General features: G+C 29.8%; 17 protein-coding genes. 13 read left to right on the forward strand and 4 right to left on the reverse strand.

Annotated features, from left to right (window positions below; genetic code table 11):
• Window positions 1-226 precede the first annotated feature (226 nt).
• The 5 genes from JAO71_RS01620 to JAO71_RS01640 all read left to right on the forward strand — a co-directional run bounded on the left by JAO71_RS01620 (window position 227) and on the right by JAO71_RS01640 (window position 8514).
• Complete coding sequence (locus JAO71_RS01620) at window positions 227-3694, forward strand: DUF4175 family protein (protein WP_202998520.1); 3468 nt, start codon at window positions 227-229, stop codon at window positions 3692-3694.
• A complete protein-coding gene (gene ybeY / locus JAO71_RS01625) occupies window positions 3687-4103 on the forward strand; it encodes an rRNA maturation RNase YbeY (protein WP_202998521.1) in 417 nt (138 codons plus the stop codon). The genes JAO71_RS01620 and ybeY overlap by 8 nt, the downstream gene beginning before the upstream one ends.
• 138 nt (window positions 4104-4241) lie before the next feature.
• Complete coding sequence (mnmG, locus tag JAO71_RS01630) at window positions 4242-6113, forward strand: tRNA uridine-5-carboxymethylaminomethyl(34) synthesis enzyme MnmG (RefSeq protein ID WP_202998522.1); 1872 nt, start codon at window positions 4242-4244, stop codon at window positions 6111-6113.
• A gap of 799 nt (window positions 6114-6912) precedes the next feature.
• On the forward strand, window positions 6913-7776 hold the full coding sequence (locus tag JAO71_RS01635) for a class I SAM-dependent methyltransferase (protein WP_202998523.1): 864 nt from the start codon (window positions 6913-6915) through the stop codon (window positions 7774-7776).
• Between the two features lie 225 nt (window positions 7777-8001).
• Window positions 8002-8514, forward strand: a complete 513-nt coding sequence (locus tag JAO71_RS01640) for an OmpH family outer membrane protein (protein ID WP_054852306.1) — start codon at window positions 8002-8004, stop codon at window positions 8512-8514.
• A 1375-nt stretch (window positions 8515-9889) separates the two neighbouring features.
• Here JAO71_RS01640 and JAO71_RS01645 read toward each other — a convergent pair.
• From JAO71_RS01645 to JAO71_RS01655, 3 genes are read right to left on the reverse strand one after another with little or no spacing between them, the layout of a single operon-like run.
• Entirely contained in the window at window positions 9890-10285 is a 396-nt protein-coding gene (locus JAO71_RS01645; RefSeq protein ID WP_116823780.1) for a DoxX family membrane protein, read from the reverse strand.
• Between the two features lie 11 nt (window positions 10286-10296).
• Window positions 10297-11232: a diacylglycerol/lipid kinase family protein gene (locus JAO71_RS01650; RefSeq protein ID WP_116823781.1), complete on the reverse strand. Its 936-nt coding sequence runs from the start codon at window positions 11230-11232 to the stop codon at window positions 10297-10299.
• On the reverse strand, window positions 11216-12370 hold the full coding sequence (locus JAO71_RS01655) for a DNA polymerase III subunit (RefSeq protein WP_202998524.1): 1155 nt from the start codon (window positions 12368-12370) through the stop codon (window positions 11216-11218). Before JAO71_RS01655 ends, JAO71_RS01650 begins: the two co-directional genes overlap by 17 nt.
• A 124-nt stretch (window positions 12371-12494) precedes the next feature.
• On the opposite strand from JAO71_RS01655, the gene JAO71_RS01660 reads away from it, so the two are divergent.
• Genes JAO71_RS01660 through JAO71_RS01675 form a run of 4 tightly spaced genes read left to right on the forward strand, consistent with a single transcriptional unit; the run spans window position 12495 to window position 17913 of the window.
• A complete protein-coding gene (locus tag JAO71_RS01660) occupies window positions 12495-14069 on the forward strand; it encodes a hypothetical protein (protein ID WP_116823783.1) in 1575 nt (524 codons plus the stop codon).
• Window positions 14070-14087: 18 nt separating this feature from the next.
• On the forward strand, window positions 14088-15275 hold the full coding sequence (locus JAO71_RS01665) for a phosphoglycerate kinase (RefSeq protein ID WP_028288847.1): 1188 nt from the start codon (window positions 14088-14090) through the stop codon (window positions 15273-15275).
• Window positions 15276-15317: 42 nt separating this feature from the next.
• A complete protein-coding gene (locus JAO71_RS01670; RefSeq protein ID WP_028288846.1) occupies window positions 15318-16907 on the forward strand; it encodes a lytic transglycosylase domain-containing protein in 1590 nt (529 codons plus the stop codon).
• 25 nt (window positions 16908-16932) lie between these two features.
• Window positions 16933-17913, forward strand: a complete 981-nt coding sequence (locus JAO71_RS01675; protein WP_116823784.1) for a DUF4837 family protein — start codon at window positions 16933-16935, stop codon at window positions 17911-17913.
• Window positions 17914-17991: 78 nt separating this feature from the next.
• On the opposite strand, the gene tatA is transcribed toward JAO71_RS01675, so the two are convergent.
• A complete protein-coding gene (tatA, locus tag JAO71_RS01680; RefSeq protein WP_028288844.1) occupies window positions 17992-18168 on the reverse strand; it encodes a twin-arginine translocase TatA/TatE family subunit in 177 nt (58 codons plus the stop codon).
• Between the two features lie 115 nt (window positions 18169-18283).
• Between tatA and JAO71_RS01685 the strand changes: the two genes are divergently transcribed.
• The 4 genes from JAO71_RS01685 to JAO71_RS01700 are packed head-to-tail and all read left to right on the forward strand — an operon-like array spanning window position 18284 to window position 23469.
• Window positions 18284-19153, forward strand: coding sequence for a M23 family metallopeptidase (locus JAO71_RS01685; RefSeq protein WP_028606661.1), 870 nt, complete (start codon window positions 18284-18286; stop codon window positions 19151-19153).
• The gene (locus tag JAO71_RS01690) at window positions 19153-20655 is read left to right on the forward strand and encodes a GH3 auxin-responsive promoter family protein (RefSeq protein WP_116823785.1); all 1503 of its coding nucleotides are present in this window, start codon (window positions 19153-19155) and stop codon (window positions 20653-20655) included. Before JAO71_RS01685 ends, JAO71_RS01690 begins: the two co-directional genes overlap by 1 nt.
• Before the next feature lie 28 nt (window positions 20656-20683).
• Window positions 20684-22375, forward strand: coding sequence for a DUF6909 family protein (locus JAO71_RS01695; RefSeq protein WP_116823786.1), 1692 nt, complete (start codon window positions 20684-20686; stop codon window positions 22373-22375).
• A 14-nt stretch (window positions 22376-22389) separates the two neighbouring features.
• Window positions 22390-23469, forward strand: a complete 1080-nt coding sequence (locus JAO71_RS01700) for a hypothetical protein (protein ID WP_116823787.1) — start codon at window positions 22390-22392, stop codon at window positions 23467-23469.
• Window position 23470: the final 1 nt, after the last annotated feature.

Here is a 23470-nt window from a genome sequence, read left to right on the forward strand (position 1 = left end):
AATAATGATGTGTTTAAATCTTAAATAATGCTTCGTTTTAAACGTGTTTTAAGATCTTTTTAGCAAAGATAGAATGACTAAGACAAACAACAAAGAAATAGCCAATAACAATTAATTTGGCTGGCTTTTTTTCCGCGAAAGCGATATCCTTTAACATTAACTTATAATGCAATGTATTTAAGTGTAAAAATAAAACTGTATTTTAGTCTGTTAAATAGCGTTTTACTTGAATAATTTTAATAACATACAGCATAAATTAGAGCAATTTATTAGAAAATATTACACTAATGAGTTAATAAAAGGTGTCATTCTTTTTTTTAGTATTGGATTGCTTTATTTTATTTTCACCCTATTAATAGAACACTTTTTGTGGCTAAACAGTACTGCTAGAACCATTTTGTTTTGGCTATTTATTATTGTAGAGTTAGCTCTTTTTGTAAAATTTATAGCTTTACCATTAGCTAAGTTATTTAAACTTCAAAAGGGTATTGACTATAAGAAAGCTTCTGTAATTATTGGTAATCATTTTACTGAGGTAAATGATAAATTACTTAATGTTTTACAATTAAAGGAAGATAGTAATGCCTCAGAGTTACTTCTTGCTAGTATTGATCAAAAGGCGGAAGAACTTAATCCTATTCCGTTTAAATTAGCGGTTAATTTTAAACAGAATGTCAAGTATCTAAAATATGCAGCTTTACCACTTTTGATAGTATTCATTTTTGTTATATCTGGAAAGTTTAATTGGTTTAGTGATAGTTACAATCGTGTGGTTAATTATCAAACAGCTTATGAGCCTCCTGCACCTTTTCAGTTTTTTGTTTTAAACGAAAACCTACAGACTAACCAAAACCAAACATTTAGGTTAATAACTACTACTGAAGGTCAAGTTTTACCTCAAGACGTACAAATTACTTATAACAAGCAAACGTACTATTTACAGCAACACCAAGCTGGTACTTTTGAATATGTTTTTGAACAGCCTAAAGAAGACATTACCTTTAATTTAACAGCCAATGGTATCACTTCTAAACCTTACACTTTAAAAGTTTTGCAAGTGCCAACATTATTAGGTTTTAATATGGTTTTGGACTATCCAAATCATACTAATAAACGTAATCAAACTGTAAAAGGTATAGGTAATGCAATGGTACCACAAGGTACTAAAATAACATGGCAGCTTAATACTAAAGCAACAACAGAAGTAGCTTTAATTGGACGTGATACTATAGCTTTTAAAAGCGAAAAATCTGGTATTTTTGAAGCTTCTAAACAATTGTATAACAGTTTTGATTATAACATAAGTACTAGTAATAACAATCTTAAAAATTACGAGAACTTAGCGTATAGTATTCAGGTTGTTAAAGATCAATATCCAGAGCTTACAATCGAATCTAAAACGGATAGTTTGGATCTGCAAACCCTTTATTTTAAAGGTCAAGTGAGTGACGACTATGGTTTAAATAAATTACAATTAGTGTATTATCCTAGTGGTAATGAAACCGAAAAGAATACAGTTAACATTCCTGTTTCAAAATCTAATTTTGATCAGTTTTTAAGCACTTTTCCAAATAGACTTCCAGTTGAAGATGGTGTTGTCTACGATTTGTATTTTGAAGTTTTTGATAACGATGCAGTTAACAATAATAAAAGCACAAAAAGTAATGTATTTACTTACCGTAAGCGTACCAAAGATGAAGAAGAGCAAAAACAACTTCAAGAACAAAATAACACAATTCAAGATTTAAATAAATCTTTAGAAAAATTTGATAAACAACAACAAGAGCTTCAGGAATTATCTAAAACTCAAAAAGAAAAATCAGAATTAAATTTTAACGATAAAAAGAAATTTGATAACTTCCTAAAAAGACAAAAGGAGCAAGAGCAAATGATGAAACAGTTTAATAAAAAGTTGAAAGACAATTTAGAGCAGTTTCAAAATGAAAATAAAGAAAAAGATCAATTTAAAGAAGATTTAAAAGAACGTCTTAAAGATAATGAAGAGCAACTTAAGCAAGACGAAAAATTACTTGAAGAATTACAAAAACTTAGGGAGAAACTTAGCAAAGAAGAATTTTCTGAAAAATTAGACAATTTAGCTAAAAAAGCAAAAAGCCAAAAACGAAGTCTACAGCAATTAGTAGAACTTACTAAACGTTATTACGTCACTAAAAAAATGGAAAAAATTAGTGAAGATCTTGATACACTTGCTAAAGAACAAGATAAACTAGCTAATTCTGATCCAAAAGAGAATTCTAAAGAGAAGCAAGACGAGTTAAATAAAAAGTTTGAAGATTTGCAAAAGCAAATGAATGACTTAGAAAAAGATAATCAGGATTTAAAAAATCCAATGGATTTTCCTAGAAATAAAAATACAGAAGATAACATTAAACAAGACCAACAAGACGCGTCTAAAGATCTTCAAGATAAGCAAGAGTCTCAAGACTCAGAACAACAAAAATCAAAACAAAAATCTGCTAAACAAAAACAAAAAAGTGCTGCTCAAAAAATGAAGCAAATGAGTATGAGTATGCAAATGCAAATGTCTGGTGCTGCTCAAGAACAGTTAGAAGAAGATATTGAAATGTTACGTCAAATATTAGATAACTTAGTCATTTTTTCAATGGATGAAGAAGCGTTAATGAATCGTTTTAAAGGAATAGAAATAAACCATAACGAATATGCTACTTATCTAAAAAAACAAAAAGAATTACGTACCCATTTTGAGCACGTAGACGACAGTTTATTTGCAATTTCATTACGTCAACCTAAATTTTCAGAAGATATTAATCGCGAGATTAATGAAGTTTATTTTAATGTAGACAAAGCTTTGGCTGAATTTTCTGAAAACAGAATTTATCAAGGTGTATCGTCTCAACAATACGCATTAACCTCTGCTAATAATCTAGCAGATTTTTTAAGTAGTGCTTTAGACAATATGCAAAATCAAATGGGTATGCCAATGCCAGGACAAGGTGAAGGAGGTATGCCAATGCCTGATATTATTATTAGCCAAGAAGCTTTAGCTAAACAAATGGAACAAGCTATGAAAAAAGGTAAAGAGGGAAAAAAAGGAGAGTCTGGTGAGAATGGCGAATCTGGTGAGAAAGGTGAATCTGGTAAAAAAGCTGATACAGGCCAAAATGGTGAGCAAGGTGAAAATGGAGAAGGAGGTAAGCAAGGTCAAGAAGGTAGTCAAGGTAAAAACGGTCAAGGTCAAAATAAAGGAGAAGGTCAAGGAGGTTCTCAAAATGGGCAAGACGGATTTAATGAAGATGTAAATGGTCAATTATTTAAAATCTATCAAGAACAACAAATGTTACGTCAAGCCTTGGAGCAACGTCTAGACAAAGAGGGTTTAGGTCAAAATAGTGATGCTAGACAATTATTAAAAGATATGGAGCAAATTGAAATGGATTTAATTAATAAAGGCTTCACCAACCAAACGCTTAGTAAAATGATGAATATTCAACATCAGCTTTTAAAAGTAGAAAATGCAGTCTTGCAACAAGGAGAAGAACAAAAGCGTCAATCTAAAACAAATACTAAGGAATTTAAAAATACAACTACAAATCCAGAGGACAGAGCTAAACAATATTTTAACACCACAGAAATATTGAATAAGCAAACCTTACCTTTGCAACAAATTTATAAACAGAAAGCACAAGAGTACTTTAAACAACAAAATGATTAATTTTAACTACGAAACTGATTTTAAGCTTCTAGATGACGCTAAAATTTCTAATTGGATATCAAGTATCATAATTAAAGAAAAATGTAATGAAGAAGAGATAAACTATGTGTTTTGTGACGACGATTATTTGCATAAGTTAAATGTACAGTTCTTAGATCACGATACTTTAACAGATATTATTAGTTTTGATTACAGTGTAGGTAAAAAGCTACAAGGTGATATTTTTATTTCTGTTGAAAGAGTTAAGGATAATGCTAAAGATTTTAATGTTGAATTTGAATCAGAATTACATCGTGTTATCATTCATGGAATTTTACACTATTGCGGTTACAAAGATAAAACGGAAGCTGATGCTTCTGAAATGAGACTTAAAGAAAATGAAGCTTTAGCCTTGCTTCAAACAATGTAATTGTTTGTTGTATATTTGCACGCTTAAATTTTTTAAGACACAAAACGTTCCACGTGGAACAATCAAATAAATAAAAATTAAATAGTGTTTAGTTTTTTAAAAAAAATAACCTATCCATTATTTAAATAAATTAAAATTATGTTTAACGAAGTTTACGATGTAATAGTTGTTGGAGCTGGACATGCAGGAAGTGAAGCAGCAGCATCTGCAGCTAACATGGGAAGCAAGACTTTGCTTATTACCATGAATTTGCAAAACATTGCACAGATGTCTTGTAATCCTGCAATGGGTGGAATTGCAAAAGGACAAATTGTAAGAGAGATTGATGCGCTTGGTGGCTACTCAGGAATTGTGAGTGACACGTCAGCTATTCAATTTAAAATGCTGAATAAATCTAAAGGACCTGCAATGTGGAGTCCAAGAGTCCAAAGTGACAGAATGCGTTTTGCTGAAGATTGGAGGTTGTTATTAGAGCAAACTAAAAATTTAGATTTCTATCAAGAAATGGTTTCTGGTTTAATTGTTGAAAACGGAAAAGTTTGTGGTGTTACAACATCACTTGGTGTGAAGATAAAATCTAAAACTGTTGTCTTAACTAATGGAACTTTTTTAAATGGATTAATTCATATTGGAGATAAAAATTTTGGTGGAGGTAGAGCAGGAGAAAGAGCTGCAACTGGAATTACAGAACAGCTTGTGAATTTAGGTTTTGAATCTGGTAGAATGAAAACTGGAACACCTCCAAGAGTTGATGGACGATCTTTAGATTTTTCAAAAATGGTAGAACAACCAGGAGATGTTAATCCTGAAAAGTTTTCTTATTTAGATACTACAAAACCGTTAACACAACAACGGTCTTGTCATATGTCTTACACGAGTAATAAAGTGCATGATTTGTTGAGAGAAGGTTTTGATCGTTCGCCAATGTTTAATGGTCGAATTAAAAGTTTGGGTCCAAGATATTGTCCTTCTATTGAAGATAAAATAAATCGTTTTGCAGATAAAGACAGGCATCAATTATTTGTTGAACCTGAGGGTTGGAATACTGTTGAATATTACATAAATGGTTTCTCAACTTCCCTACCTGAAGATGTTCAATTTAAAGCTTTAAGTTCTGTTGCTGGTTTTGAAAATGTGAAATTTTTTAGACCTGGTTATGCAATAGAATATGATTATTTTCCACCTACACAATTAAAGCATACACTAGAAACTAAATTAGTTGATGGGTTGTATTTTGCTGGTCAAATAAATGGAACCACAGGATATGAGGAAGCTGCATCTCAAGGTTTGATGGCTGGTATAAATGCTGCTTTAAAAGTGCAAGAACGTGATCCGTTTATCTTAAAAAGAGACGAAGCTTATATAGGTGTTTTAGTGGATGATTTAATTACTAAAGGTACAGAAGAGCCTTATCGTATGTTTACCTCTAGAGCAGAGTATAGGACTTTGTTACGTCAAGATAATGCTGATATCAGATTAACTCCAAAAGGTTATGATTTAGGATTAGCTTCTGATAAACGTCTTAAAAGAATGGAGGAGAAGCATCAGTCTGCGGAGCAGTTTGTACAGTTTTTTAGAGATACTAGTGTTACTCCAAAAGAGATTAATCCAGTCTTAGAAGCTAAGAATTCAGCTGCTATTAGACAGCAGGATAAGATGTTTAAAATGTTTGCTAGACCAAATATTGGTATCGAAGATATGAAGAAAATAGCATCGGTTTCTGAGTATATAAATGGTAATAATTTGGATCGTGAGGTTATTGAACAGACCGAAATTCAGGTTAAATATTCAGGTTATATTGCTAAAGAAAAAAGTAATGCTGACAAGTTATCTAGGTTGGAAAATATAAAAATTCCAGCTAATTTTGACTACTCAAAACTGCAATCTATGAGTCTTGAAGCAAGAGAAAAATTAAATAAAATACAACCTGTTACCATATCTCAAGCATCAAGAATTAGTGGAGTTTCTCCATCAGATATTTCTGTTTTACTTGTCTATATGGGACGATAATTTTATTAAAAAAGGGCTAACGTTCCACGTGGAACGTTAGCCCTTTTTTTTGTTTTACAGTTAAATTTAACTATAAAATGCCTTCTGTTTGTATCTGATTTTACTGTTTTGTTTTATTGAAATAAGTGTAAAATACATATTAATTATAATGATTTTTATGTTTAAATGGAGTGTGAAAGTGATAAGTATTTTAAGCTTTTTAACTCTAATTTATATGTTTTTTTAAACGGAAAGTAGACTTTATATTGATAAAAATCTAGCCTCTTGAAGTTGTTTTTAATTAATCTCTGAGCATAAATACAGGTTGAAATAGTATTATTTTTAGAATTAAAAAGACTTTTAAAAGTAGTTTTGCTATTCTTTTTTTAATTATATATTTAATGTTTTGGTTTAAAAAATAGATGGTTTATTCTATTTATTAATATTAAAAACAAGTAAAAAAAGAGTGGGATAGAGGTTGTTTTTATATGATTTTAATGGAAAACTAAAACGATTTTATGACGTTTTTCATTACAAAAACATGTAAAAAGAAGTCTTTTTATCTTATTTATAATTCTGTTTTTATATGATATATGCTACATAAAAACTAGTATTTTAAACTTGATTATTACAAAATAGATACTAATTTTGGTTTTGAAATTGAGATTAAGAGTATTAATTTTAGAATATTAATTAAGAAAACAAAGCTTTTTTTTAATAGACTAAACTCAAATTAAGTACAAATAGTTCAATAAATATTAATTTAAACAAGATTAAATAGATGCTTTTTAAAGAGGTATTCTAATAGAAAATATTAAAAATGAGTAATACAATCAATCAAAATATGTTCATTGAAGTTAAAGATTATTCTGTTTCTGGGGAAGTTTTTCAGTTAATACAGAATGAATCTTATGGGTTTTTAGAGACAATTCCTAAGCCATCTATTGCTAAATTACCTGAATATTATCAAACAGAAGACTATATTTCTCATACAGATTCTAAACGAAATTTGTTTGAAAAAGTATATCATAGTATCAGAGAAGTGTCTTTAAAACGTAAACTAAAGCTAATAAATTCGTTTAAAACTGATCAAAAAAAACTTTTAGATTTTGGTTGTGGTACAGGAGATTTTTTAAAATCTGCGTTAAATAAAGGATGGAATGTATCAGGAATAGAGCCAAACTCAGAGGCTAGGAGTATAGCAAATAGTAAAACTAAACAGTCTGTTTTGGATTCTGAAGGCATTAAAACGTATAAAAAACATAGTTTTGATGTTATTACTTTATGGCATGTTTTAGAACATATTCCTAATTTAGAGTCTCAAATTAGTATTTTAAAAGACTTACTTAAGCCAAATGGTGTATTAATAATTGCAGTTCCTAACTATAAAAGTTACGATGCAAACCATTATAAACAGTTTTGGGCAGCTTATGATGTACCAAGACATTTGTGGCATTTCGATAAAAAATCTATTTCTAAACTGTTTTCATCTATAAATATGACTATACAAAATATAAAACCAATGGTTTTTGATTCGTATTATGTTAGCCTTTTATCTGAAAAATACAAAAATGGAAGTATGAATTTGTTCAGCGCATTTTGGACTGGTTTTAGGTCAAATGCTAAAGCAAAGCGTTCTGGAGAGTATTCTTCACTCATTTATGTGCTAAAAAACAATAAATAATTAAAATAAGAATTGTTGTTAATGGATTTTGTGTGTAAACGCATAATCACATTAGCTTTTTTTAAAAGTCGCTTAAAAAGCTTTATTTGAGGTCAATTTTGATAAGATTTTCTTATAATCTCAATATTTGGCTATAAGATTTCCCTATTTGAGCTAAAATCTGTCAATAATTTAAAATTGATTTGTTTTATTATTTACATTTGCTCGAATTAAAAAATAATCAAAATGAAAAAAATAATTGGATTAGTAATTGTGTCTTTAGTTTTTACATCGTGTCAAAAACAAAAAATAGCTTTTATTGATAATGGAGAAGTAATTAATAAGATTCAAGAAAAAGTAGATTTAGAAGCAAGTTATAAATCTACTCTTGATAAATTTAATACCAAAAGAGATAGCTTAGGAAAAGCATTTCAAATGGAAGCTCAAAAGTTTCAAATAGAAGCTCAAAGTATGTCTGCTAAAAAAGCACAAGCTAAATATGATGAGTTAGGTCAAAAGCAACAATTATTACAACAACAACTTCAGTATGAGCAACAACAAATTTCTGAACCATTTCAAAAAGACATGGATTCGTTAATTAGTAAAGTGAAAAAATATGTAAGCAATTATGGTAAAACTAATGGTTATGATTACATTCTAGGTACAAGTGAAGCTGGACCATCTGTATTATTTGGTAAAGAAGAATTTGATTTATCAAAAACTATTATTGAAGGCTTAGATACCGAATATAAAAAATAAGATTTTTATCCTATTAAAAAAGGCGATTAACAAAAGTTAGTCGCCTTTTTTTGTTTTTTATCAGTCCTTTTAGTTTAAGTAACAATATTTATTTTGTTTAATAAATTTTATATCTACGGTTATAGAGAGGTAATTGGTAAAATGTATTAAGTAAAAATGTTATGATGTATACAATGACAATTTATCAACCAGCGTTGATTTTGACATATTACAAGTTGATATAGATGATGATAATTCAACGTTTTTATTAAGTTGATCTTCATTAAAATCACCAAATAACAACACTAGTATAGTAAATACAGTATTATTTTGGTCTATTACTTATAGTTATATAAAGAGAAATAGGAGAGAGGAGAACGCATAATATTAAACCCAAGACGAAAGACAACGTAACAGATCTACAATTTATAATATTAAACTTAAGCTTCTTGATGATAAATATTAAAATATTAACTAAAAACTCTTACTAGATTGAGCAAAGACTAATTTTTTGCTCAAAAGACTGTTTATGATTGTTATTACAATATTAAATAAAGCTTCAAATATTAATTGTAATTTCACTGTAGTCAATCTTAATGGTTTTCAGGCTTTTGTTTTAAGGTGGTAATCTTACTGGTTGGGTATATCGTTTTAGAAGTGGGTTGAAGTATTAAGTTTTGATAATTTTAAAATGTCTAAACCATTAAAAACTAAGTATATATATTATCATAATTGTTTTGGAAGGGACTCGATTTTAGAAGGTAATAAATATAAATTTCTAACGTTAAACTTGAAAAATTTTGGAAATTTAGCTCAAAAATATGATCTGAAAACAACTTTTTTCTATCTGATTGACCTCTTCTAAATTAGATAATCAGCTGCGTTTTTCTGTTAGTGATTATACTTTCGGTTTTGATATTACTCCATATAATTTCTCAAAAATATAGATGCATTTATAATTAACGAAACAGAAATATTTAATTTCGGTAACAATAAGGATAGTTTTTATTGCTTTTCATACTGAAATAAGTGAATTATTTCAGTATGAAATTTTAAAAAATCCACCTAAAAATATTGTCGTTTATGTATTATAATATGCATAAAAAAATACTAAAAATCAGTAAATCCTTGATCTGAATTCAACAACTAAAACAGCTAAAAATCTATATAAAATATTAATATTTTAGTTGGGAATAGTAATTATATAATTTTTGAAATCAGCAACCAAGTAACTGAAAATCAAATAATTATATTTGATAAATCAAAAGAAATGTGTTATATTTATGTGTTTCTCTCCAATAATTTTATGATGCTTACATGCAAAACAAAACCTTAATGACAAAAGATTATTTTTAAAAAAACAGATTTTTAAAGTAAATATGAAACCTTGTTAAAATTACTTTAAAAGGTATAAAGTCATAATAGTTGGTATAAAATAGATCACAATTGTACGCGCTCCATCGTAGTCTTTTGCAACACGTTGGCCAAATAATAATAATAACAAGGTTATAGCGCTTAAAATAGCCGAATAAAAGCCATAAACTGTATTACCATCTATAAGTATGGTTACTATTCCGATAAGTGCTAAAATGCCTGCAATAGTTTCAATTATTAATATGATAGATAGGTTAAAAGGAACCATATTGGCCATAAAAGTTTCAGAAAAATGTTCTTTTAACCAACTTACGTTTCCTTTCCAGTCTAAAACTTTGTCTACTCCTGATTGTAAAAATGTAATTGCTAAAAATAATAGTAAAATGATTTCAGTAATATTGTTTAATAAATTAGCCACGTTTTGAAGTTTTATTTATAAAAATTTATAGCGTTTGGTACTACATTTACATGGATTGCTCCAGGTTGTAGTTGTTCTCCATCTGCTTGAAAATGAGGTGTTATATTGTTAAAGTCTATACTTAATTTATCGGTTTTATAAGTCGTTACTTTATCCAAATCTAGTATTTTTCCGTTATATAATTTTAGTGCATTAAAGAGTATTGTTCTTTTTGAAAAATTAACTCCAACCGAAATATCCAAAAGTCCATCTTGTGGATTGGCCTCTTTGGTTAATTGCATACCAGATCCTGTGTACTTACAAATACCTAATTGTATAATAAAGCAATCGTTATATGTTGTAGAGGTTGATTTTGTAGTAATTGTGGTCTCAAAAAGTTTAAATCTGAATAATGCTTTTATTGCTCCAATAGCATAGGTAAGTATTCCTAAAGTGCGTTTTGATTTTACAATATCTACAACCAATCCATCATAACCAATACCAGCAACATTTATAAAATATTTGTTGGGTAAATTGTTATTATGATAGCTAATACAACCAATATCTTGAGTTGTTGTATTACCATCTATAATGGTTTGTAAAGCTTTATTAGTTTTTTTTGAAATTGAATATGTTTTAATCCAATCATTACCAGTACCAATTGGTATTATACCAAAAGTAATCTCTTTTGTATCAACTGTTTTTTGGTTAAACACACCATCAATAAAATTACTTAAAGTACCATCTCCTCCAATAATAATAAATTGTCTAAACCCTTTACTTACAGCTTGTTTAGCAATTTGTGTTTCATGTTTAGGATAGTCTGTAAACTGATAATTAATAGTAAAGTTATCTTCAAATTTTAGCTTGATGTTTTGCCATACTTTTACACCTTGTCTATTTCCAGAAACAGGATTTATTATGACAAAAAAATGCTGTTTTGAGGTGTTGTTACTCCTTTTTTGCATGAAGTAATCGTGTCAATTTTATACTAAGATCCGTAAGAATGATTTTAGAATTTCCATTACGTTCAATGTGGTAAATGGCATCATTTAATTCTTTAGAAATATCTAAAATATTGTTATTATGTACAAAAGGAGCAAACTTTGAAAGATCAAAATTTTCAGTTTTAGTTTCAAAATATACCAACTCTGAAGCACCATAATTTAGTAACATAGCTTGTCTAAAAAAGTCTAAACAAAAGTTTAAAAATTGTTTTTGAGTTTCTCTTCCTGTTTTAGCAATATCTTCACTCCATCCAATCAAATCATGAATAGCTCCTTTGTTTCCTTTTGCTTTAAAAGCAGCACGAATCCAAAAAATAAACCATTTTTCAAATTGATCGTCTTCACTATCGTGATACACCAAATCACAAGCTTTGTTATAGTTTCCGTCGGCTTGATGTGCAATTTTTGTAGCTGTAGTTTCGTCTAAATTATACTGTTTAATAATACCAGCTTTAATATCATCTTCAGCTAAAGGTGGAAAATGTAGTATTTGACAACGTGATCTAATAGTATTTATAATTTGCTCTTCATCTTCAGCAATTAGTAAAAAAAAAGTATTATTTGGTGGTTCTTCAATTAGTTTTAATAGCTTATTTGCAGCTTGGGTATTCATTTTTTCAGCCATCCAAATAAGCATGACTTTATAACCGCCTTCGTAGGATTTTAGACTTAAGGCTTTAACAATATCCAAAGCTTCATCCACACCAATTTGACCTTGTTTATTGTCTACACCAAGTAAACGATACCAATCAAATAAATTACCATAAGGTTGCTCTTTTAACAACTTTCTCCATTCTTCTAAAAACTGAGAGGATACTGGGTGTCTTTTAACCTTATCTGTAGTCGTAACGGGAAAAGCAAAATGTAAATCAGGATGAGATAAATTATCAAACTTTACATTACACGCTTGGTTACCATTGGTGTTTTCTCCAGATGTATTTTTACACAATATATATTGCGCATATGCAATAGCCATTGGTAAGGTACCAGAACCTTCAGGACCAATAAATAGTTGAGCATGAGGTATGCGTCCATGATCTGCACTTGTAGTCAAGTGTTTTTTAATGTGATTTAATCCTAAAATATTACTAAAAAGCATAGGCAAATATAGTTTTCTTGATAATTAAAAACTATTTTTATTTAAGATTGATTTTGTAGTACAAATTTATAGTATCGCACTATTTGTATATATTTGAAGAATATTAACGGTTTTAAATTTTAAAATGAAAAGGGTTTTAGGGTTACTATTTTGTGTAATAGGTTTAAGTCCTGTTAATGCACAACAAACTACTCAAAAAGATAGCTTGTTTACTGACGGTGTTGCTTTTAAAGCCCAAAACGAATTTTATATTTTTGGAGACGTTGCTGTTATTGGTAATAATATATTAAGTGATGACGATAAAGATGCATTTAATAATATGTTAGTCAATAATGATGACACTAAAATGCGTTATGTAGATATAGATAGGAATACCGAAACTTTTAACTCTAGTCAAGCCACATTAAAATTACCAAATAATTTTAAAAAAATTGCTTACGCAGGATTATATTGGACTGCAACGTATGCCTACGAAAAAGGGTCGCGTAAAGCGCAAAAAGGAAATTATATTTATAAAGGAAATGGTGAGCGATCTGAAATTATCAACCAAGTAAAATTTAAGCTACCCAATCAAACTTATCAAGATATTAAAGGAGAAGTTATTTATGATGGAGCTTCAAATAAGACACATGCTATCAACTCACCTTATGTGTGTTATGCCAATGTCACAAATGTATTAAAACAATCCGATCAAGTCCCAGGAGATTATATTGTAGCCAATATAAAAGCTACAGAAGGTTATTTATCTGGAGGAAGTGCTGGTGGATGGATGTTATACGTTATATATCAGGCACCAACAGATAACCCTAAATATATTTCTACTTATCATGGTTTTGCTTTAATTAATAAAGAAGAACCTTTAGATATTAATTTTAATAATTTTAAATCTGTCGAAAAAGGAGACGTAAAAACCAAAGTCGTTTTATCTGCCTTAGAAGGTGATGCAGCTTTAGAAGGAGACCAATTTGCTATTATAAAACAACAGGATGGAAGTTTTCAATCCTTAAGTAATGGTGCGCGTTACCAACAAAACTTTTTTAATAGTTCAATAACAAATAATAGTATTAAAAACAGAGATAGATATCCAAATAGTGAAAACACTCTTGGATTTGATATTGCAACCTTAGATATTCCTAATTACAATAACTCTATAATTAACAACAGTACTAGTCAAACAACCTTGAGACTAAAAACGCAATCGGATAGATTTTATCTTTATTTTACAGCCTTTCAGACAGAAATTGCACAAACCTATTTTGACGATATTGTCCAAGAAAACAATCCAAATGCTAGTAAAAATGCATCTGTATCACCAGAAATTGTCAGATCACAACCAGAATCTAATCCAAGTTATAATACCAAAAAGAAACGTAAGCCATATAAATACAATAAACGCGGACTTAGCTCTAAAGCGTATAAATACTTGAAAAATAAAAAATCTACTATAATTTCAGGTATTGAAGGTGGTTATTACGTCGTAACAGGTGTGTTTTCTGAAGCAATTTTAGCAGGAAAATGGACCTCAAATTTAATAAAAAAAGGCTTCAAAGCTAATGCTTTTATAAATCCAAAAAACAGTTGGAATTACGTGTATTTATTACGTAGTGATTCTGCTGAAGAAGCCTTTAATTATGCAGAAGATTTAAAAACTAATTACAGATATAGAGACACTTGGGTGTTAAAAGCAAACCTAGACTAAACATATAAACACATAAAAATGAAAACACTAAACGACTTCAATTTTAAAAATAAAAAAGCATTAATCCGTGTAGACTTTAATGTACCATTAGACGCTAATTTTAATGTCACAGACGCTACCAGAATCCAAGCAGCAAAACCAACAATAATCAAGATTCTTGAAGATGGAGGAAGTTGTATTTTAATGTCACATTTAGGACGACCAAAAGGTGTTCAAGATGAGTTTTCATTACAACATATTGTAGATAAAGTAGAAGATATTATTGGTGTCGAAACCACTTTTGTATCTAATTGTATTGGTGAAGAGGCGGAAGCAGCTGCAGCAAAGTTAGAACCAGGTAAAATTTTGATTTTAGAAAACTTACGTTTTCATGAAGAAGAGTCAAAAGGTGATGTCGCTTTCGCGGAAAAATTAGCCAAACTTGGAGATATTTACGTAAATGATGCTTTTGGTACAGCGCATAGGGCTCATGCATCAACAACTATTATCGCTCAGTTTTTTCCAGAAAATAAATGTTTTGGAAGCCTTTTAGAGCAAGAAATTAAAAGTATTGATAAAGTAATGAAAACTGGCGAAAAACCAGTATTAGCTGTTCTTGGAGGAGCAAAAGTATCTTCAAAAATTACAATTATCGAAAATATTTTAGATAAAGTAGACCATTTAATCATAGGTGGAGGTATGACTTTTACTTTTATAAAAGCGCAAGGTGGTAGTGTTGGAGATTCTATTTGTGAAGACGATAAAATGGACTTAGCATTAGATATTTTAAAACAAGCCAAAGCTAAAAACGTTCAAATACATTTACCAGTAGATGTACTTGCAGCAAATGCATTTAGTAATGATGCAGATACGCAAGTTATAGACGTTACTAAAATACCAGATGGATGGCAAGGTTTAGATGCTGGACCAAAGTCAAAAGCGATGTTTCATGATGTGGTAATGCAATGTAAAACTATTCTTTGGAATGGACCTTTGGGTGTTTTTGAAATGGAAACATTTGCAAACGGAACCATTGAGTTAGGTAACTCGATTGCAGAGGCTACTAAAAATGGAGCGTTTTCATTAGTCGGAGGAGGAGACTCTGTTGCAGCTGTTAAACAATTTGGTTTTGAGCATAAAGTAAGCTACGTAAGTACAGGTGGAGGAGCAATGTTAGAAAGCCTAGAAGGTAAAACTTTACCAGGTATTGCTGCTATTTTAGAATAATAGACCGCTTTAACACGTTATTTTTATATAAACAAGACATAAATGCAGCAAATAAAAACATATATAATTTTCTTTTTACTCTGTATAGTGGCTACTATTGGGTATTCTCAAGACACTATACAACAACAAACAAGACTTAAACAGGACCAACTAGAAGAAGGTCAGGATTATGTAATCGATACGATTATTGATGGTCAAACTTATTTTAAAAAAGCCATAAAAGCTGTTCAAACAGTAGACTTATCAAAAGGTTTACAAGATCACGATTTTGCAGCTAAGATTGATAAAGAATGGTTGGATGAGCTGTATAGTAACACATTATTTGATACAATATACAGAGACGTTTCTAATTTAAAATATAAAGCAGTTTATTATCCAGAGTTAACTACAGACACATTAAAAGCAAGATTACAGCGCTTAAATGCTAGAACTCCTTTTAATGTCGAGTATAATCCTGGTTTAGAAAATGTTATTAAATCATTTTTAAAAAATCGTCATCAATCTTTTGAGCGTTTAATGGGATTAAGTAACTATTACTTTCCAATGTTTGAACGCGAGTTAGATAATTATGACATTCCTTTAGAAATGAAATATCTAGCAATTGTAGAGTCAGCCCTAAAACCACGTGCTAGATCTAGAGTAGGAGCAACAGGTTTATGGCAATTTATGTTTGCTACAGGTAAAGAGTATGGACTAGATGTAAGTAGTTATGTAGATGAGCGTAGTGACCCTATTAAAGCAACTATAGCAGCTTCAAGATACTTATCTAAACTTTATAAATTATTTGGAGATTGGGACTTGGCTTTAGCAGCTTATAATTCTGGACCAGGTAATGTAAGTAAAGCCATTAGACGTTCTGGTGGATATAAAAATTACTGGAATATCAGACCAAATCTTCCACGTGAAACAGCAGGTTATGTTCCTGCTTTTTTAGCAACAATGTATATTTTTGAATATGCTAAAGAACATGGTTTTGTTCAACATAAACCAGAGTTTCATTTAATTGAAACAGATACTATCCACGTTAAACAAATGATTACTTTAGATCAAGTATCAGAGTACACAGGTGTTAAAATTGAAACACTTCAGTTTTTAAATCCAGCATACAAATTAGATATCATTCCTTTTATTAAAGGTAAAAATTACACCTTAAGATTACCACGTAATATTATTGGAGCTTTTGTTAATAACGAAGACCAATTGTATGCGCATGCTAAAGCAGAACTTGATAAGCGTGAAAAACCATTACCTAAATTTCAAAATGCAGATGCAAAAACAAGATACAGAGTTAAGCAAGGTGATTATTTAGGAAAAATTGCCAGAAAATTTGGAGTTAGAGTCAGTCAAATTAAACAATGGAATGGCTTACGTAACAACAACCTTAAAATTGGTCAACGTTTAACAATTTATCCAAGAAACGGAGTGCCAGTTAGTAGATCTAAAGCAACAGCCTCAAATAATAAAAAGGCAAAAATGCTAAAAGGAAAAACCTATACAGTCCAACAAGGAGACAGTTTATGGAGTATTTCTCAAAAATTTGCAGGAGTTTCTATTCAAAATATTAAAGATTGGAACGATATTAGTGGTACTAGATTAAAACCAGGAATGAAGTTAATTATCTCAAAAGGATAAGTCGCTTTTTAAACAACATATTGAAATGAAAAAAATAGCTGTATTATTAGTATTAGTTGTAACATTTTTATCGTGCAATGAAGGATCAAAAAGCAACCAACGTATAGTCCCAAAATCATCAGGGAATTTATACAATGTTAATGTTGTTATTGATAATCAATTATGGAAAGGACAAGTTGGAGATGTGGTTAGAGACATTTTAACAACTGTAGTTCCAGGATTACCACAACAAGAACCAATGTTTGATATTAATCAAATTCCGCCTCAAGTATTTACAGGGTTTGCAACTCAAAACAGAATTGTTTTAAAAGTAGAATTAGGAGAACCGTCTGATATTAAAATAGCTAATAACCCATATGCAAAGCCTCAAAAATTAATAGCAGTAAAAGGTAAAGACAATGCAGATATTATCAAGGTTTTAAAAACGAATAAAGAAAAGATATTAGAGACCTTTAAAAACCAAGAAATAAAGGCGCGTCAAGCATTAACTTTAAAATCACCACACGTAAATAATAATATTGAAAAAGTCTTAGGATTAACGCTTAAATTTCCTTCTGCTTATAGAGTAGCAAAAGAAGATGGTTCTTTTTTCTGGATTAGAAAAAACCTAACTACAGGTACCAATAACTTTATGGTTTATCCAATTCCGTTAGAGGCTATCAATAAAGAAGGTGATATTATACAACAGGTGATAAAAATTAGAGACAGCGTTGGTAAAAAGTACATTCCAGGACCAGTTGAAGGTTCTTACATGAAAACTGAAGAAGCTTACACACCGTTTTTATTTAAAACAATAATAGATAATAAACCAGCATTTGAAGTAAGAAGTACTTGGGATATTGAAGGTACATACAACGCAGGACCATTTTTAAATTATTTAATAGAAGACAAAATCAATAACCGTTATATAGTTATTGAAGGCTTTACTTTTGCACCATCTGTTAATAAACGTGATTACGTATTAGAGTTAGAGTCTATTATTAAATCACTAAAAATAAATAAGTAACAACTTAAAACTTCAATTTAGGATATAAAAAAACCCAACGCATAGCATTGGGTTTTTTTATAAAAATAAGTAATAAAATTACTTTTTATCGTTGGTTTCTTCTTCTTTACTAGCGTCTTTAAATTCTTTAATTCCGCTACCTAGACCACGCATTAATTCAGGGATTTTCTTTCCTCCAAATAATAGTAATACTAAAACGACTACTACAGCTATTTGCCAAGGTCCAATTGCTAAAAATATACTTGCTGAAATCATAACTTTAAATTTAGATCACAAAGTTAATAATTAAACTTTAATAATAACGTTAAAACATTAACTTTAGCTTTAGCTAAAGCTGTTAGACTAAATTTTATTTACTTTTGTTTTTAATATGACAAAACCCGAAAAAAAATCTAAAAAAATTAAGAAGAAATTACTTCACAGATATCGCTTAGTAATATTAAACGAAGATACTTTTGAAGAGCGCTTATCTCTTAATTTAAACCGGTTAAATGTATTTATAATAGGTACATTATCGGCAATTATATTAATTGTATTTACTACTATTTTAATAGCATTTACGCCTTTAAAAGAATACATACCTGGATATTCTTCTACTTCACTTAAAAAGAAAGCGGTTAAATTAAGTTCTAAAACAGACTCTTTACAACGTGTTATTGATTTAAACGAAAAATATTTTGCTTCAATAAAACAAGTATTAAAAGGCGAAGTAAGTACTGTGCAATTTGACAGAGACTCAATAATACAAGCAGCAAAATTAGAAGCAAGTCAGATTGACTTAAGTCCAATCAAAGAAGATTCGTTATTAAGACAAAAAGTAGATAAAGAGGATAAATATAATTTATTTGAAACTGCTACATCAAGAGCAAACTTTGTACTATTTCCACCAGCAAGTGGTACCATAAGCCAAAGCTATAACAGTAAAACCAAGCATTTTGCTGTAGATGTTGTTTTAGCTAAAGACACACCAATTAAAGCCACAGCAGATGGAACAGTAATTTTTGCAGAATGGACAGCACAAACAGGTTTTGTAATTATTCTAGAGCATAGTAATGGACTAATATCTGTTTACAAGCATAATGCTTCTTTAACTAAAGCACAAGGTGATTTAGTTAAAGCAGGAGAGGTAATTGCAACGTCTGGTAATACAGGAGAATTAACTACAGGACCTCATTTACATTTTGAATTATGGAGTGATGGTTATTCAGTAAACCCAACTAATTTTATAGATTTTAAATAATGCTATCAATAAAAGCAGCTTTAGCAAAACCCTTTGCAAAACGCATATATAAAAAAGTTCAAAAATGGGCCAACAACCCTATTGAAACTCAAGATAAAGTCTTTAAAGAATTAATAAGCGAAGCAACTCAGACCGCTTTTGGTAAAGATCACGATTTTGTAAGTATCAATACCTACCAAGACTTTGTTAACCGAGTTCCGATAAGAGATTACGAAGCCTTAAAACCTTACGTAGATCGTGTAGTTGCAGGAGAAGAAGATGTGCTTTGGAAAGGAAAACCTATTTATTTTGCTAAAACCTCAGGAACAACCTCAGGAGCAAAATACATACCATTAACCAAGCAAAGTATGCCTAATCATGTAAATGCAGCTAGAAATGCGATACTGTTATATATACATGAAACTGGTAACGCTAAATTTGTAGATGGTAAAATGATTTTTTTACAAGGAAGCCCAATACTTACAGAGCAAAACGGAATTCAGTTAGGTCGTTTGTCAGGTATTGTTGCACATTATGTTCCAAAATATTTACAAAAAAATAGAATGCCTTCTTGGGAAACTAATTGTATTGACGATTGGGAAACTAAAGTAGATGCAATTGTAGAAGAGACAGTCAATTTAGATATGTCTATCATCTCAGGAATTCCATCTTGGGTACAAATGTATTTTGAAAAACTACAGCTTAAAACAGGTAAAAAGGTTGGAGATATATTTAAAAATTTCAATCTTTTTATTTTCGGAGGTGTTAATTACGAACCTTACAGAGCTAAATTTGAAAATCTAATAGGTCGTAAAGTTGATAGTATAGAATTATATCCAGCAAGCGAAGGTTTTTTTGCATATCAAGATAAACAAAACCAAAAAGGGATGTTACTTCAATTGGATTCTGGTATGTTTTATGAGTTTGTAAAAGCGGACGAGTTTTTTGATGATAATCCAAAACGTATCACCATTAAAGATGTTGAGGTTGGCGTAAATTATGTTATGTTAATTTCAACAAATGCTGGACTTTGGGCTTATAATATTGGTGATACAGTTATGTTTACAGACACAAAACCTTATAGAGTTATTGTATCTGGACGTATAAAACATTTTATTTCTGCTTTTGGCGAACACGTTATTGGTAAAGAAGTAGAACAAGCTATAAAAGAAGCAACAGCAAACACAAATATTAGAATTAACGAATTTACAGTTGCACCTCAAATTAACCCAAAGTCAGGTTTACCATATCATGAATGGTTTATAGAATTTGAAAATCAACCTGAAGATCTTTCCGCTTTAGCAAAAAAAATAGACCAGTCTTTACAACAACAAAACAGTTACTATTTTGATTTAATAGCAGGCAAAGTTCTGCAACCTTTACAGATTAGTAAAGTCGAAAAAAATGGATTTCAAAACTATATGAAGTCAATAGGAAAATTAGGAGGACAAAATAAAATACCACGTCTTGCCAATGATCGTAAAATTGCAGACGCTTTAAAAGGGTATTTATTACCTAAATAATATTATCTTTGAACGTTAAATATTCCATATGAGTAGCATGATAAAGAAACATGAAAGAACGAGAGCTCAAGAAAGCTCAAATGCAATAGAACGCATGTATATAACTATGCGTCACTTGTTTAATAGAGGTTTTTATAAGCCAATGGGTGTGTCTGGAGAGACCTTAAGAGAAGCATTATTAGTGCTTAGACCAGAAATTTATGGATCTATTGCTGACGAAAAGGCAGAACTTGAAGGCTTACTTTACGTTGTAGACAGGTTACCTCATGGTATTGAAGAATGCCGATTTATAAATTTAACCAGTGATGAAGGTTATAAAGACTCTCATTTTGAATCAATAATTCCACCTAAACGTAGAAGAAATTGTTACAGAATTGACGATGAGCAAATGAATATTGAGATTACAAGAGGACGCTCTGAAATCTACGATATTTTAACCCACTTAACCTTTTTATTTGTCGAGTCTCATAAAATAAGCAAACGCGTTATTATTGATGATAACGGTTCTACTACACGTGATTGGCAAAAATTAGAAGCTGCAGTACTTAACAAGAAAAAGTTAACCCAAAAAGAACGCGAAATAGCAATCACACATACTGCTAATATTTTAGGTCGTACGTTTAAAGAGTTATCAAGTGTATACAATGTATTTGCACTTCCAAATAAACCAGAACGTTTATTACAAATTGTATATTGGTTAGGTAAATTAGCTATTGAAGAAGTGGTTAGTAATAATAAACGTACTGTAACGTTTAGCCCTGTTTTAAGAGAGCGTTTAGGACACCATATTCATGGCGAAATTTGGGCAAATACAATAAAAGAAACACTTAAAAAAGAAGGGCTTTTAGAAAGACCAATCCATATTATTAGTGCAAATTTACATAGTGTAATGAATACGCTTTACGCACCAATAGCCTTAAAAGCAGAAACCTCTAAATCAGAAATTTTTAAGGTTTATGAAGCATTAAGTCAAAGTGATAATAAAGCCTTACGAAATAAAGTGATCCAAAAAGCTGAAAAGCAAGGGATGATTTATATTAAAGATACATCAGGAACAAATATTGATGTTCAGATTTTTGATACTTCAAAAATAGACTTATCTAAAACAGATTTAAATCTACCTAAGCAAGATAATAAATCAGAAGCACCTGTACTTTTTGTGATGGATTATGCTTTTGGTGAACAAGCTTATGAAACTATTGACGAGTTTTTAAAGCCTTTTACTGATGAAGATAAAAAAACGCATTTAAATATCGAGTCTATTTCTATAATGGGAAAAGCAGGAATTTTAGAAGGCGGAAAAGGTGATATTATGATTCCTTCTGCTCATATTTTTGAAGGTACAGCAGATAATTATCCATTTAAAAACGAACTTTGTAAATCTGATTTAGAAGGTCAAGGTGTTGAGGTTTTTGAAGGATCAATGATAACTGTATTAGGAACATCTTTACAAAATAAGGATATTTTAAAATTCTTTTATAATTCAACATGGAATGTTATTGGACTAGAAATGGAAGGAGCGCATTATCAAAAAGCCATACAAGCAGCATCAAAAGTTAGAGCTAGTATAAGTCCTGATGTTAAAGTAAGGTATGCTTATTACGCTAGTGATAACCCATTAGAAACTGGAGGTACTCTAGCATCTGGAGGATTAGGAACCTCTGGTGTCAAACCAACCTATCTAATTACAAGAAAAATCTTACAACAAATATTTAATTAATAATTATAAACAAAATGAGTCAAGAATCACCTAACAAGAACGATAATAATAAATCAGAAGAAGTAGATTTATTAGTCTTTTTTAACTTAATAGGGAGTGCTTTTGGTAAAGTTTATTCTTTCTTTGAGAAGATTGTAATGACTATTTATAAATTGATTATAGCTATTCTAAAACACTTATTTGCTTCTGCTAAATGGTACGCTTTAGGATTAATTCTAAGTTTTTCTTTAGGTTGTTTAATAGATAGTTATAAAGAAAATTATTATGGAGCTAATATGTTTATCGAAACAAACTTTAATTCAACTAGACAAGTTTATGAAAATATACGAAATCTTAAACAGTTAGCATCAATAGACCATGATAGTAAGGAAATAGCAAGACAATTAAAAATAACAGAAGAACAAGCTAGTCACATAAAAAACTTTTACATAGTTCCTGATATTGACAAAAATACGCAAATGGAAATGTATATTGAATATAGGTCAACATTAGATTCCGTTTCAAAATTAAAGTCAACTTTTAAAGATTATTTAAAGGGTTTAAACAATTATAGTTTTACAGCTCATAAATTAGCTGTTTTATCAACAGATAAAAATATTTATAAAAATTTAAAAAATAATTTTATTGCCTTTTTAAGAAAAAACCCATATTTAGATTCTCTAAAAAATATAAATATTATAAATATCAAGGCTAAAATCACTGATTTAAAAAGTCAAATAAACAAACTTGACTCTTTAAATAATAGTTATTTATCAATTAGAATTAAAGAGTCTGACAAATCTGTGAATTCTAAAGGAAGTAATGGTACAAATTTTTATATGGGTAATTCCCAACCAAACGAATTATTAGTTGATGAATCTAAGATTACATCCCTTTTATTTTCTTTAAAACAAGAAAAAACAGAATTAGAAAACGAACTTAACCTAAATCAAAATATTATAGATGTTGTATCTGATTTTCCACCATCTGGTTACGATGTTTCAGAGTGGACTGATTATAAAAAATATACATTACCCATTTTAACACTTATGTTTATTTTTATTGTAATTATGTTACTTAATTTAAATCGTTTTTTAAAACAACATAACGAGTAAT

The organism is Olleya sediminilitoris (genome assembly GCF_016785945.1).
GTDB lineage: Bacteria > Bacteroidota > Bacteroidia > Flavobacteriales > Flavobacteriaceae > Olleya > Olleya sediminilitoris.